General features: G+C 63.8%; 14 protein-coding genes and 1 pseudogene. 8 read left to right on the top strand and 7 right to left on the bottom strand.

The window, feature by feature from the left end:
* The gene (locus J3S28_RS05610; RefSeq protein WP_207838615.1) at positions 1-1,116 is read right to left on the bottom strand and encodes an Rv3169 family protein; all 1,116 of its coding nucleotides are present in this window, start codon (positions 1,114-1,116) and stop codon (positions 1-3) included.
* Positions 1,117-1,165: 49 nt separating this feature from the next.
* On the opposite strand from J3S28_RS05610, the gene J3S28_RS05605 reads away from it, so the two are divergent.
* Together J3S28_RS05605 and J3S28_RS05600 are read left to right on the top strand one after the other, a co-directional pair.
* A complete protein-coding gene (locus J3S28_RS05605; RefSeq protein WP_207838613.1) occupies positions 1,166-1,768 on the top strand; it encodes a TetR-like C-terminal domain-containing protein in 603 nt (200 codons plus the stop codon).
* A 50-nt stretch (positions 1,769-1,818) separates the two neighbouring features.
* Positions 1,819-2,094: pseudogene (locus J3S28_RS05600) on the top strand (CGNR zinc finger domain-containing protein); the annotation flags it as partial.
* Between the two features lie 37 nt (positions 2,095-2,131).
* Here the strand turns inward: J3S28_RS05600 and J3S28_RS05595 are convergent.
* Entirely contained in the window at positions 2,132-2,860 is a 729-nt protein-coding gene (locus J3S28_RS05595; protein WP_207838610.1) for a carbon-nitrogen hydrolase family protein, read from the bottom strand.
* 14 nt (positions 2,861-2,874) lie between these two features.
* Positions 2,875-4,500, bottom strand: a complete 1,626-nt coding sequence (locus J3S28_RS05590) for a long-chain fatty acid--CoA ligase (protein WP_207838607.1) — start codon at positions 4,498-4,500, stop codon at positions 2,875-2,877.
* A 301-nt stretch (positions 4,501-4,801) separates the two neighbouring features.
* On the opposite strand from J3S28_RS05590, the gene J3S28_RS05585 reads away from it, so the two are divergent.
* On the top strand, positions 4,802-5,986 hold the full coding sequence (locus tag J3S28_RS05585) for a serine hydrolase domain-containing protein (RefSeq protein ID WP_207838604.1): 1,185 nt from the start codon (positions 4,802-4,804) through the stop codon (positions 5,984-5,986).
* Positions 5,987-6,026: 40 nt separating this feature from the next.
* Here J3S28_RS05585 and J3S28_RS05580 read toward each other — a convergent pair whose 3' ends face one another.
* Positions 6,027-6,659, bottom strand: a complete 633-nt coding sequence (locus J3S28_RS05580) for a dihydrofolate reductase family protein (protein WP_207838601.1) — start codon at positions 6,657-6,659, stop codon at positions 6,027-6,029.
* A gap of 123 nt (positions 6,660-6,782) precedes the next feature.
* Entirely contained in the window at positions 6,783-7,232 is a 450-nt protein-coding gene (locus J3S28_RS05575; protein ID WP_372435964.1) for a DoxX family protein, read from the bottom strand.
* A gap of 102 nt (positions 7,233-7,334) precedes the next feature.
* Here J3S28_RS05575 and J3S28_RS05570 point away from each other — a divergent pair, with 102 nt between their 5' ends.
* Positions 7,335-7,823: a nucleoside deaminase gene (locus J3S28_RS05570; protein ID WP_207838597.1), complete on the top strand. Its 489-nt coding sequence runs from the start codon at positions 7,335-7,337 to the stop codon at positions 7,821-7,823.
* Positions 7,824-7,842: 19 nt separating this feature from the next.
* Here J3S28_RS05570 and J3S28_RS05565 read toward each other — a convergent pair whose 3' ends face one another.
* Positions 7,843-8,250, bottom strand: a complete 408-nt coding sequence (locus tag J3S28_RS05565; RefSeq protein ID WP_307796877.1) for an FCD domain-containing protein — start codon at positions 8,248-8,250, stop codon at positions 7,843-7,845.
* Between J3S28_RS05565 and J3S28_RS05560 the strand changes: the two genes are divergently transcribed.
* On the top strand, positions 8,143-8,868 hold the full coding sequence (locus J3S28_RS05560) for an ornithine cyclodeaminase family protein (RefSeq protein ID WP_307796876.1): 726 nt from the start codon (positions 8,143-8,145) through the stop codon (positions 8,866-8,868). The two genes, J3S28_RS05565 and J3S28_RS05560, sit on opposite strands and share 108 nt — an antisense overlap.
* Positions 8,869-8,885: 17 nt before the next feature.
* Here J3S28_RS05560 and J3S28_RS05555 read toward each other — a convergent pair whose 3' ends face one another.
* Positions 8,886-9,269: an SRPBCC family protein gene (locus tag J3S28_RS05555; protein ID WP_372435942.1), complete on the bottom strand. Its 384-nt coding sequence runs from the start codon at positions 9,267-9,269 to the stop codon at positions 8,886-8,888.
* Positions 9,270-9,490: 221 nt separating this feature from the next.
* Here J3S28_RS05555 and J3S28_RS05550 point away from each other — a divergent pair, with 221 nt between their 5' ends.
* The 3 genes from J3S28_RS05550 to J3S28_RS05540 are packed head-to-tail and all read left to right on the top strand — an operon-like array spanning position 9,491 to position 12,807.
* Entirely contained in the window at positions 9,491-10,312 is an 822-nt protein-coding gene (locus J3S28_RS05550; protein WP_207838595.1) for an esterase/lipase family protein, read from the top strand.
* Positions 10,313-11,137 (top strand): lysophospholipid acyltransferase family protein, encoded by an 825-nt coding sequence (locus tag J3S28_RS05545; protein ID WP_207838593.1) that lies wholly within the window; start codon positions 10,313-10,315, stop codon positions 11,135-11,137.
* A complete protein-coding gene (locus J3S28_RS05540; protein WP_207838591.1) occupies positions 11,134-12,807 on the top strand; it encodes an AMP-binding protein in 1,674 nt (557 codons plus the stop codon). The genes J3S28_RS05545 and J3S28_RS05540 overlap by 4 nt, the downstream gene beginning before the upstream one ends.
* The last annotated feature ends 5 nt before the right edge of the window (positions 12,808-12,812 follow it).

Genomic DNA, 12,812 nt, shown 5'->3' with positions numbered 1-12,812 from the left:
CTAATTGGCCACGTCGGTCCAGTCGGAGAAACCCGACGGGTGGTGTGGGCCGATCACGCCATGCTCGAACAGACCCGCGCCCTTGCTGACCGTTCCGTCGGCTTCAGTGCATACGGCCTCGCCGATATGGTCGATGAGACTGAACGGGGCTCGGGCCATGACCTCCGGGTCCGTCAGGTCGAAGCTGACTCGTTCGGCGAACGGACCGCCCTTCCAGCTGCCGTGTGCCCACGAGGAGTCGCCACCGTAGCCCGATCCGAAAGCAATGGGCGCAAACAACCTCGATTTGACGTCCAACGAGATCCGATCCCCTGCACGGTTCATGAAGTCCACATGGGCGCCTCGTGGAATCCTCGTTCCGGGTGCGTAGTCGATGGTGGCGCGCACGCCGTCGAGCTGTTCGACGCGGCCGTCTCTCCAGCGGCGTGTGCAGTCATAGAGGCTACGGTGGCCGTCGGGATCTTCTTGCAGGATCAAGAACAGTTGGTAGTCGTCAAAAGCCAGCGGTAGGTAGAGCCACCACATCCCGCGGAATGCGGCATCCGGCCGACCGGCAGGCTCGGCCTCACCGACAGGTCGGATCCCCCATGAGCGGTCGCGGCTCGCCACACTGCTGTCATGGTCGACTTCCAGCCGTTCGCCGTCGACATCGATCCAGCCCTGCCACGAGCCGACCTGGGCGAATCGGCTCGCCTGCAGTGTCACTCGCCGCTCGGTGAGCATCTCGTGCGGCTTCTCCAGTGCAGCGGGAAACAGGCCGCGCCAGGTGAGGTCCGCAGATATACCCTCGGTCTTTGCCAGCGTCAGGTGCATCTGCTGCAGAGGCTCGATGACGTCGAGACGGTAACCGTTGACGTTCTGATGAAGGCGGTCGTCGTCGATGGCGTCACTCAGGTGTACTGCGGTCTGCGTGTCCCCGCGACGGACGACGAAGTAGGCGTCTTTGACGCCGAGGCGCGGGTAGTAGCCGATCCCGGTCAGCGCCATGAAGCGGCCGCCTCGGTCGAGCACATTGAAGTACGAGCGGTCGTAGAAGTTTCGATCGGAGGTGGCCGGCCAGGTCAGCGGCGCCGGCGTCTGATGGATTGGAAACTCGTCGAGCGGGCTCAGGTTCACAGCTCTCCCTCAAATACGATGCACACTGTATTGGAACTATGCTGAAGTCATGACAGCAGAAAGCCGCAACGAAGGCAAGAGGTCTGCGCAGTCCGCGCCGGGGCGGCCACGCGACGGCAGGATCGATTCCGCGATCATTGCGGCCACTCGCGAACTGATCCTCGAGACGGGCTACTCCGCGTTGTCGCTGTCGGCGATCGCAGCGCGCGCCGGAACGACCACAGCGGCGATCTACCGGAGGTGGTCCGGCAAGGCTCAACTCGTTCACGAAGCGGTGTTGTTCGCCGAAACCATTCCCACGCCGGACGGTTCCGGTGACATCCGCACTGAGATAAGGGGTTTGGTCGAGACTGTCCGGGTGATCTTCGATCGGCCCGAGGTGCGGTTGGCCCTACCGGGCCTGATCGCTGACACCGTTGCCGACCCGGAACTCCACAATATGATGATCGCCCGGCTGGGCGGGAACCTGACGGCATTCGAGTCCCGGTTCGGCCAGGAGCGCCGCGAGGACGACCACCTGCCGATGCTCGCCGAGGTGGTCGCGGGCACGGCAATTTTCCGCATCCTCATCCGTCGAGATGCAGCCCTCGACGAGACCTGGGTGAACGAGATGACCGAGATGATCACCGACCGTTGGCCGCCAGAGAAGTAGCTCGACGGCATCTGAGCTCGACGCTCCGCGTCGATCGGGCCGAGGGCGCCTCGCAACTAGACCTCGCCTGGGAACTCAGGGAAGCTATTCACGCAACCGCGACCGCGGCGGCGATCGGAGACGATCTGACCACGTCCGCCGACGCGATCAGCATCGTCGCGGGCGAGCGGGACGGAAAACTGGCTCTGTGCGCATCGCCGACATGCCGAGCCGCTTTCTTCGACACGAGCCAGAGCCGTAGCCGCAAATGGTGCGATATGAACACATGCGGGAATCGCCAGAAGAAGGCGCGCTTCCACGCCAAGAACGCCGCCGAGAATCAGTGATCGCATCCGGAGCAATCGCGCCGGGTGCGCGCGACGATCATCTGATCGCACCGCGGGCCGTGAGGTCAGCGACGACGCTGAATCCGGGTTGGTGACCCGCCCGCACCAGACGTGCACCATTCGCATCCCACACAGCCGACCCCCCAGATGTCTGCGTATATCCCCCACCGGTCGGACCGGCGAATCCAGCGAATACAACCGGGACCGCGGCCAGATCAGCGATGCGCCGCGCACGGACGTCGAACTCGGCCACCTCGTCTGGCCGGTGCACGAGGCCGGCGACATACAGGTCGATCGCTTCCTCGATCGTGGCGGTCAGGTGATCGTCGTCGCGGGTGTCCTTGCATACCCCGAGACCAACTTGCCAGCCCTCGATCTCGACCACGGCCGCCGTCGTGCCAGGGGCGTACACCCGGGCTTCTTCGTTCCCGAGAGTCATCTTACGGTAGACGATCTCTACACCGCCCTCACTCACCGCGAGCACGCCGATGGCCCGTCCCGATCTGTACCGGACAGCGGCGCCGACCAGTGCGACCGATCCCGCGTTCCGACAGGCGTCGACGAGAGGATCGAGCGCTGGATCGTCGACCTCGACACTCGTGACATCCATGCTGTATCCGGTCAGCAACATCTCCGGGAACACGACAAGCCTTGCTGCACAACGCCGGACAGCCTCGAAGTGAGCGAGCGCATTTGCCGCGACGTCACCTGCGACAGTGACGGGTTGCGCCGCGGCCACCCGCAACGTCGGAGATCGCGCTGTCATGAAGTGTCCCGGGTCTAGGCCCGGACCACGTCCAATTCGCCGTCCCGGTAGGACGCACGTAGGCGCTTCTTGTCGAACTTGCCGACACTGGTCTTGGGCACTTCGTCGATCAGCGCCCAGTTCTCGGGCAACTGCCAGCCCGCGACCTTGTCTGTCAGGAACTCCTTGAGCTCGTCGACTGTGACGGACGTGCTGTCATGGCGAAGCACTACCGCCACCAGCGGTCGCTCGTCCCACTTCTCGTCGGGTACGCCGATGACGGCGGCTTCTGCGACTGCCGGATGGCCCATCACCGCATTCTCGAGATCCACGGACGAGATCCACTCGCCGCCGGATTTGATGATGTCCTTGGTCCGGTCGGTCAGCGTGAGGTAGCCATCCGAAGTGATGGATCCGACGTCCCCGGTGCGAAGCCAGCCGTCGTTGAACTTCTCCGGGGTCGCGACACCGTAATACGCCCCGGCGATCCACGGTCCCCGGACCTCGAGTTCGCCGACCCCACGGCCGTCGTGCGGAATGGTGGCGCCGTCATCACCGATCAACCGCGCCTGCACCGAAGCGGGAAAGCGGCCCTGCGAGTACCGGTATCGCCACATCTCATCTCCGGCGACGCCAGCCGGTGGGCGTGCCACCGAGCCGAGCGGCGATGTCTCGGTCATCCCCCAGGCATGGAGCACAGTCACCTGGTGATCGTCTTCGAAGCTGTGCATCAATGAAGGAGGTACGGCCGAGCCGCCGACCAGCACCTCGCGGATGAATGAGATGTCCTGCGGATTCTGTTCGAGATGAAGGTGCAGGCCCTGCCATATCGTCGGCACTGCTGCGGCCAGAGTCGGCTGTTCCGATTCGATGATCCTGGCCAGTGGCTTCGGTTGCAGGAATCGATCGGGCATGATCAGGGACGCGCCGATCATGAAGGCGGCATACGGCAAACCCCAGGCCATGGCGTGAAACTGTGGCACCACGGCGAGCGCACGATCACCTTGCCTGAGGTTCGGACCGTCACTCATACACACCTGCATCGAGTGCAGGTAGATCGAACGATGCGAATACACAACACCTTTCGGGTCACCTGTCGTGCCGGATGTGTAGCACATCGCCGCGGCGCTACGTTCCTCGACATCGGGCCACCCGAACTCAGCCGACTGCTCGGCGATCAGGGTCTCGTACGCGTGCACCTGCACTCCCTCCGGCACGTCGAGTCCGGTCGTGGACGAACCTGTCACGACGACGTGCCGGACGGTGCCCAGCTTGTGGAGATGGGGTTGGAGCAGCGGGATCAGGGACGGGTCCACGATGATCACATGGTCTTCCGCGTGATTGACGACGTGAATCAGCTGCTCCGGAAAAAGCCTGATGTTGAGAGTGTGGAGTACCGCGCCCATAGCCGGGACCGCGAGGTAGCACTCGAGGTGCTCGGCGTTGTTCCACATGAAGGTTGCCACGCGCTGGTCACCCGTGACTCCCAACCCCCGTAGAGCATGCGCCAACGCTCCGCAGCGCTGACCCACCTCCGCGTAGGTCCGGTGCTGTGGACCCGAATCGGTCCAGGTCGTGACCGTCGCTCCGCGATGTACCGTGCTCCCGTGCCTCAAAATCTGTGCGATCGACAGCGGAACGTCCTGCATCGTGCTGAGCATGGTGCCTCCAACATCTGGGTATTCGATGACTGAAATCATTCCATCAACTTCGGTCGGCGATATCCCGAGAACAAGCAGAAACCATGGGGTGCTGTAGTTTTGGCGATCGTCTCCGATCCGCTACTTTGTCACCGCACGCAGCGATTTGGGCTGTCGTTGGCTCACCGTTGGCCTGTGGGGTCGTGAGTTCGGGCGAAGTCCACCTGCGGCACTGGATTGCGATCTAGAATCAACTACTCGTAGCTGACATTGCGGTTGGCAACGACTCCGGCCGTGTTGTGCGCGCGAAGGGACCGAGCCCATGGGTGTGTCGACTCGTTGCCGACTTCACCGAGGGGTAGCCCTCGCCGTCGGTGTTGTCATCGCCTCGGCGAGTCTCTCGTGCGGATCGAATGGCAGCGACGGCACAGATGGAAGCTCGACGGCGCCGAGTACACCCGCCGTGAACGCCGACGCCGGGAAGATCGCCGACATTGTTCGCGGCAAGCTCACCGAACTCGATCTCACCGGTGCGGTCTACGGCGTGTGGCGCGGGGACGAAGAGGTCGTCGTCGAGGCTGCCGGCGACTCTCCGATCGGGGTTGCAGCCACGCCTGACATGCAGTTACGGGTCGGACAGCCGATGGAACCGATGCTCTCGACGGTCCTGCTTCAACTCGATGACGCCGGGACGCTGGACCTTGACGAGCCGATCGCCAAGTGGGTGCCCGATTTTCCTCGCGCTGACGTGATCACCCCGCGGATGCTCGCGAACAGCACATCTGGCATCTCGGACTATGTGACCAACCCCGAGTTCCTCAAGATCTTCTACGGGAACCCGATCAAGGGTTTCACCGCTCAGGAGATCTTGGACCTGGCGACCTCGCGCCCGCCGCTGTTCGAGCCGGGGACCAACTTCGCTTACTCCCACAGTGACCTGTGTCTGCTCGGGTTGGTACTCGAGAAGGCAACGGGCAAACCGCTTGGCGACCTTCTGAGGGATCGGATTTTCACACCGCTGGGGATGACGGCGAGCACGGTGATGCTGACGCCACAGATGACCGCACCGATCCTGCACGGTTACACCAACGAACGAGGGATGTTCGAGGACTCCGCCTTCTGGAATCCGACGGCGTTTCTCAACAGTGGCAACACCAACTCGACAGTGTCGGACATCGCTCGGTGGGTTCGTGGGCTGGCCACCGGTGAAGTGTTGTCCGACAACGCGTTCAAGGAGATGATGGCGCCCTCGACCGCGGGGATCGGACCCCTGACTGCTGAGAAGTTCTTCGCTTTCGGGACGGTTCACCTGGACAGCTGGTTGTTCATGAATCCGTCATTCGGCGGTTATAACGGTGTCGTCCTCTACGAGAAGACCTCGAAGACGACGATCATCGTCTACGCCACACTCGGGCCGACGGCCAACGCAAACACCAACAACGCAGTCCCGATTGGTACGGAGATCGGGAAGCTCTTGCTTCCCGACAATCCGCCACCTGTGCCCTGATCGTGTCACCAGCCCTTGCGGATCGCGTGGTGGCGCAGCCTCAACCAGCGCCGTGGTCGACGGTCATGTCCCCCGTAGCCGGCGTGCCTTCGGCTCGCCCGTACCGCAAGAGCACGGTGCCGGTCGGAGCTGCTGCCGGCGGCTCGAGAAGCCTGAGATTGGTTGGTATCGCGCCGTCATCGAATACTTTCTTGCCCACGCCGAGCACGATCGGGTGGACCCACAGGTTGAGGCGGTCGAAGAGTTTTTCGCGAAACAGCGACTGCACTAGATCGAGACTCCCCACCACCTTGACGCGTTCGTGCCGCTCGCGGATCTCGCGCACCGCACCCGCCAGGTCGGGACCGAGTTGCCTCGAGCCGTCCCATGACAGGTCGGCAGAACCGCGGGACGCAACATACTTCGGGACGCTGTTGAAGAGTGTGGCTATGCTGTTGTCTGATTCCCCTTGCTGATAGGGCCAGTACGCAGCGAAAATGTCGTATGTTCGCCGACCGAGCAACAGCGCATCAGTGCCCTCGTACGAGGCGGCGATCTGCGCACCGGTGAGCTCGTCCATCAACGGCGCCTGCCAGCCGCCGAACGGGAATCCCTCCGGATCCTCGTCGGGTCCGCCCGGCGCCTGCCCGACGAGGTCGAGAGTCGCGAACATCTCGATGTGAATGAGTCCCACGGTGCGCTCCTACCGGTTCGACTTTATTGCTGGTCGAGAGGTAGACCCCACCCCGCCGAAAAAATAATCGGCACAAGGTGGATCCCACAGTCGGGGTCGATGGCACAACGGTCAGGAGAACCCCTATCGACGTCCGCGTAGCGCGTCCCATGCTCCCGTCGACCACAAGGCCCACGCGATGAGGACAGGTTGGAAGATCAGCCGAGTCGCACGGGCCTGGTCGGTGTCGAGGCCGAACGCATCACGGTGGTTGGCCCATTGCGCGATGTTGCCAGGGAAGACAGCGACGAAGAACACCGCGAGTACGAGACCGACCGCAGCGCGGCGGCTCTTCAGCAGAACGAGCGACGAGCCGAGGGCGATCTCCACCACTCCCGAGGCCAGCACGGTCACATCTGGGTCAAGGGGAACGAAGTCCGGGACCTGAGCCTGAAAGTCCTGCCGCGCGAAGGTCAGGTGCCCTACACCGGCGAACACCATCGCGGAACCGAGGAGAACTCGACCGAACGTGCGCGGGGTCGACTCTGCTGCAGGCGACTTCGACGTCAACAGTGCGACGATTTCTTCTTTGATGGTCAATGGATTCCCCGCGGATCTCGAATAGGCGACGTGTCGAGTTCCAGCCTAAGCCCCGAGCACTGGGCGGTGGCCATCCGCGTGTCGTAGGCTCGCGCAGTGAGTGTTTCCGATGATGATCTCGAATACCTGCGGCGCTGCGTCGACCTGGCGCGCGAAGCCCTGAGCGCGGGCGACGAGCCGTTCGGATCCGTGCTGATCGACAATTCGGGCAGCATCCTGTTCGAGGATCGCAACCGCGTCAAAGACGGTGACAACACCCGACATCCGGAACTGGCCATCGCACTATGGGCCGTCCACAACGTGGCGCCCGAGGATCGTGCTCACGTAACCGTCTATACCTCGGGTGAACATTGCCCGATGTGCAGCGCAGCTCATGCGTGGGTGGGACTCGGACGCATCGTCTACGCGGTGTCGTCGATTCAACTATCGACCTGGCTGCACGAGTGGGGCGCTCCCCCGTCTCCGGTTGCAGGATTGTCGATCAACACGGTGGCGCCTGGGGTTCCTGTGGATGGTCCGGCGGGCCCTCTCGAAGCTGAGATGAAGGCGCTGCATTGGGAGAAGTTCAAGGCCACCGCCAAGTAACCATCCGGGCGGTTGATCTTCAGGTCGCCCTGCTGCGTCGGCGGCTCTTCGTCGCTTCGACGGGATCAATAGTCCCGCTTGACCACTCCGCCGCCATGGCGAGACTGGCCTCGCGGCCCGAATGCACGTGGTGAAAGGCTGATTCGGCTGCACGCGTCGAATCACCAGCGGCGATGGCAGCAAGTATCTCCTCGTGCTCCTGACATTGCTGGCCGGGGTCTCGGTCTTTGGTGAGGTGGAACAGCCATTGTGTGCGTGCTTCGAGCGGGCGCAACATGGGCTCGAGCAACGGGTTGGCTGCCAAATCGACGATCATCTGATGAAACCGCGCGTTTGCGAGGGCAATCGCCGGACGGTCCTGGCGCGCAGTAGCCGCTCGTGCCGCTTCGAGTTGATCGGACAACCGCGCCAGGCCGGCGGCATCCACGCGTTCGGCAGCGAGTCTGGCGGCGAGGGTCGCCCGCGCCGCAGTTCGCCCTTCGAACATGCCCGCGCGATCTGTGCCGTCAGGCCGATCGACAAGCTACTCGTGTGGTCGCGGTCGGCAGCGACCGTCGACCGATTTCGCGAGCGCACCACGGGTCTGGACGTCCAGATCGAATACGCCGAGTCTCCACGGCGAGTGGTCTCCGCCGCCGATGTCGTGTGCACCCTCACGCCGTCGCAGACCCCGATCATCGAAGGTGCCTGGTTCCAGCCTGGTCTCCATGTCAACGCGGTGGGGGCACCTCCGCGACCGGACCACCGCGAGATCGACGGACCGGGCATGGCCGATTGCCGGTTGATCGTCGACAGCACCGCAACCGCGTTGAGCAAGTCAGGAGAGGTGCTGCTCGCGATCGCCGAGGGATATCTGACCGCCGACGACGTGCGCGTCGAGCTCGGCGACGTCATCGTGGCGCCCCAGACCGGTCGGCGTTCAGACGACGAGGTCACGCTCTTCAACTCGGTCGGGATCGGACTCCAAGACCTCGTGACGGCCCACGCACTCCTTGATGCCGCCGCTGCGCAGGGCGCGGGCTCAACGGTGCTCCTGAACGCCTGACGCCCGGTCATCGTCGACTACGTGGAGCGGCGGGCCGTCGCGAGCCGGGCGATGCGCGGCAGTGCGACGGCCATGACGGGCAGGTAGGCCGGAGCCCATACCGGTACGCCAAAACTCAGGACGCAACCACCGCGCGTCGGAATCACCTCGTGCCGAGTGGCAGACACACCCGCCACCCGCCAGCCCCACGCACGGCCATCGATGAACTCGTCGATCTCGAATGGCAGCGGCACACCAACGGGCGTCCATACCTTGCCTCGGGACCCGAGCGCCAGAGGTCCTGGTCCGTCGAGTTCGGCGCCGGCCACGGTGGGACCCCATTCAGGCCACGCCCGCAGATCCACCAGCACCTCCCACACCGCAGCGGCGGGGGCGGCGGTGGCGAGCTCGATGCTGGGCATTCGGTGGCGAAATCGCAGGCGCATGTGTGCAGCCATAGCCAACCCGGGACTCGTCCAAACGCGCCGATCGGGTGCCCGGTTGGTGGCGCACCGTACGACGCTGCGCCGGTTCGATCGTGGCGGTTCGACTTGCAACATCGGAGCAATTCAGTCAGCCTGGTCACGAAAAACGAGAACACGTTCTAGTATCGGAGGCAGCTCGGCCAACGGGGGATGGATGTATGTACGACTTCGAGGATTCGCGTGGCGGGACACATGGCCCGCCGCTGCCCAAACCGATGGTCGCTCTCACTGCGCTCGAGGTGGTGCGGGTCGCCGTCGAATACCCCATCTCGGTCGGATTGGATGCGGTACTGCCCGCACGACGTTCCGGCGGCGACCGTCCGGTCCTCGTGCTCCCCGGGTTCTCTGCTTCGGATTCTTTGACCGGACGGCTGCGCGCCCATCTGAGAAAGCAGGATTACCGGGTACACGGGTGGGGGCTCGGTACCAACCACGGGCTGACCGACGAGATCGTGGCCGGCTTGCCCGCCCGACTCGACACCATTCACCAACGCTACGGCCGGCCGGTCAGCGTGGTCGGCTGGAGCTTCGGAGGACTGCTGGCGAGATGGCTCGGTCATGTCCGAAGCGAACAGGTCGAACGCGTCATCACCTTGGGCTCACCGTGGCGACCGCAGGGAGAGATCACCCGCACCACCGCCCTGTTCGAGAGAGCAGCACAAAAGCACGGACTCTCCCCCGACGCGAGGGACATCGTCGACGTACTCCGACAACCCATGCCCGTCCCCTGTACTGCGGTCTACTCGAAGACCGACGGAGTCGTGAACTGGCGCAGTTGCGCGCTCGATGATGGCGAGGACCAGGAGAACATCGCAGTCGTGAGCAGCCATATCGGGCTCGTCTCGAATCCGCTCTCGCTCGCGGTGGTGTCCGACCGCCTTGCGCACGATCACCAGGGCGATGCACCGTTCGAGTGGCGGCGATGTCTGCATCGTTCGCTGTTCGGACAACAGACCCGTACATCAACCGTGAGGTCATGAATGGCTGATAAGGCGATTGTCGTCAACGAACCCGAGAGTGCATCCCTGTGGAGTCAGCGGGATCCCACGTGGGTGGCGCGGGTGCTGCCGTTGCTGAGGTTGGCCGTCAAGGCCTGGTTCCGCTCGGATGTTCGTGGCGTCGAAAAGATCCCCGAGGGTGGCGCGCTACTGGTCAGCAATCACTCCGGCGGTGTGATGGCGATGGATGTTCCGGTCATCGCGGTGGCCTTCTGGGACCACTTCGGCAGTGAGCGACCGCTATACGTGTTGGCCCACGACATCCTGTTTCTGGGTCCGGCCAAAGAAGTCTTCTCCCGCACCGGTTTCGTTCCCGCCAACCGGAAGAATGCGCACGACATCCTGCGATCGGGTGGCGTCACCATCGTGTTCCCCGGCGGCGACTACGACGTCTTCCGGCCGACGACCTCCGCCAATCGGATCGATTTCGAGGGCCGGACCGGTTACGTGCGCACCGCGCTCGAGGCAGGTGTTCCGCTGGTCCCGGTGGTGAGCATCGGAGGCCACGAAGCACAGCTGTTCCTCTCGCGCGGTGAAGGTCTGGCCAAGTTGCTGCAACTGGATCGCCTCACCCGGATGAAGTTCGTGCCCGTGACGTTCGGTTTCCCGTTCGGATTCTCACTGGGGCTTCCTCCGAACCTGCCGTTGCCGACGAAGATCGAGACCCGAGTACTCGACCCGGTTCACATCACGGAAGAGTTCGGAGATCATCCCGACATCGCGGAGGTAGATCGGGTCATCCGAGATCGGATGCAACTGGCGCTCGACGAGATGGCGCGAGCCCGCCGGTTTCCGGTGATCGGATGAAGCGCGTGAACCACCTCGTGGCGGCGGGCGTACACGTTGTGACACAGACGATCTGGATGGTACGCGTACTCTGCAGCGCAGGGTTCCTCGCTCTGCTTCGCCCAGACAAATATGTTCGGATGATCGCAGCGTTGATGCGACTGGGCGCATCACCGTTGACGGGTATCGGCCTTTCTGCCGCCCGGAATCCGCATGCCACGGCGATCATCGACGAGGGCGGATCGCTGAGCTGGGCCGCGTTGGAGAGCCGTAGCGACGCACTCGCCGTCGGATTGGCGCGCGACGACACCGGGGAACCAGCGACGATCGGGATCTTGTGCCGCAATCACCGCGGGTTGGTCGAATCTTTGGCGGCAGCCACGAAAACCGGCGCCGACGCGCTTTTGCTGAACACCGGGTTCTCGGGACCTCAGCTCGCGGAAGTCCTTGTGCGCGAGGGTGCGACAACAATCGTGTACGACGAAGAGTTCTCCGGACTCGTCGAGCATGCGCGCGACAAGATCGACGGACTGATCGAGTTGCTCGCCTGGTGCGAGGACACGTCCGCGGACAACACCATCGACGAGGTCATCACCGCCAATGCCGGGAGGCGACCTCCGAAACCCAAGAAGGCCGGTCGCATCATCCTGCTCACCTCCGGCACCACGGGCACGCCGAAAGGGGCGCGCAGATCTGGCGGCGGTGGCGCGGGCGCCCTGGCAGCCATGTTCGAGCGGATACCATGGCGCGCGGAGCAGACGGTGGTCATCGCCGCTCCGATGTTCCACGCCTGGGGTTTCGGCCAGATGGCGGTGTCGGCTTCGATGACCTGCACGATGGTGATGCGGCGCCGTTTTGATCCAGAGGCGACATTGGCGATGGTCGACGAGCACCGGGCCCGTGGTCTCGCACTCGTTCCGGTCATGCTGGAACGGATCATGGATCTGCCCGGCGAAGTGCTCGACAACTATGAGATGTCGACACTGCAGTTCGCAACGATCAGTGGGTCACGTATGAGGGCCGATGCCGTGCGCGACTTCATGGATCGCTTCGGTGACGTGGTGTACAACAGCTACAACGCGACGGAAGCCGGACTCATCAGCACGGCTGTCCCTGCGGATCTGCGCGCGGCACCGGACACCGCGGGGCGCCCCGCCGCCGGCACCGAGGTGCGGATCCTCGACGGGGATTTCGAGGAACTGGCCGCCGGAGATGTCGGCAAGATCGCGGTTCTGAGCAACTCGCACTTCGAGGGATACAGCTCGGGCGAGACGAAGGACTTTCACGGGGCCTTCATGCTCACCGGCGACATGGGGAGGTTGGACCGGGCGGGCCGGCTGTTCGTCGTCGGACGCGACGACGACATGATCGTCTCGGGCGGAGAGAACGTCTTCCCACTCGAAGTCGAGGAGACGCTGCACAGACACCCGTCGGTACTCGAGGCCGCGGTGCTCGGGGTCGACGATGCGCAGTACGGTCAGCGTTTGGCGGCATTCGTGGTCCTGCGGCCGGGGCAGTCGGTGGGCGCAGACGAGCTCAAAGCCCACGTCAAAGCCCAACTGGCGGGTTTCAAGGCTCCCCGCGACGTGGTCTTCCTGGACAGTTTGCCGCGAAATGCCACGGGCAAGGTAGTCAAACGCGAACTGCCCGAGGTACGCGACCCAAATGTTCGAACGGGTCCGGCCTCATGAACACC

The organism is Williamsia soli (assembly GCF_017377795.1).
Taxonomy (GTDB): Bacteria; Actinomycetota; Actinomycetes; order Mycobacteriales; family Mycobacteriaceae; genus Williamsia; species Williamsia soli.
This window is presented reverse-complemented; position numbering and strand designations above follow the sequence as displayed.

What these genes read in the sequence shown, in the direction of transcription:
- J3S28_RS05590 (WP_207838607.1), bottom strand. Translation starts at nt 4,500, where the DNA reads ATGCTCAGCACGATGCAGGACGTTCCGCTGTCGATCGCACAGATTTTG.
- J3S28_RS05555 (WP_372435942.1), bottom strand. Translation starts at nt 9,269, where the DNA reads ATGCCCAGCATCGAGCTCGCCACCGCCGCCCCCGCCGCTGCGGTGTGG.
- J3S28_RS05540 (WP_207838591.1), top strand. Translation starts at nt 11,134, where the DNA reads ATGAAGCGCGTGAACCACCTCGTGGCGGCGGGCGTACACGTTGTGACA.
- J3S28_RS05595 (WP_207838610.1), bottom strand. Translation starts at nt 2,860, where the DNA reads ATGACAGCGCGATCTCCGACGTTGCGGGTGGCCGCGGCGCAACCCGTC.
- J3S28_RS05550 (WP_207838595.1), top strand. Translation starts at nt 9,491, where the DNA reads ATGTACGACTTCGAGGATTCGCGTGGCGGGACACATGGCCCGCCGCTG.
- J3S28_RS05585 (WP_207838604.1), top strand. Translation starts at nt 4,802, where the DNA reads ATGGGTGTGTCGACTCGTTGCCGACTTCACCGAGGGGTAGCCCTCGCC.
- J3S28_RS05605 (WP_207838613.1), top strand. Translation starts at nt 1,166, where the DNA reads ATGACAGCAGAAAGCCGCAACGAAGGCAAGAGGTCTGCGCAGTCCGCG.
- J3S28_RS05545 (WP_207838593.1), top strand. Translation starts at nt 10,313, where the DNA reads ATGGCTGATAAGGCGATTGTCGTCAACGAACCCGAGAGTGCATCCCTG.
- J3S28_RS05560 (WP_307796876.1), top strand. Translation starts at nt 8,143, where the DNA reads ATGAAACCGCGCGTTTGCGAGGGCAATCGCCGGACGGTCCTGGCGCGC.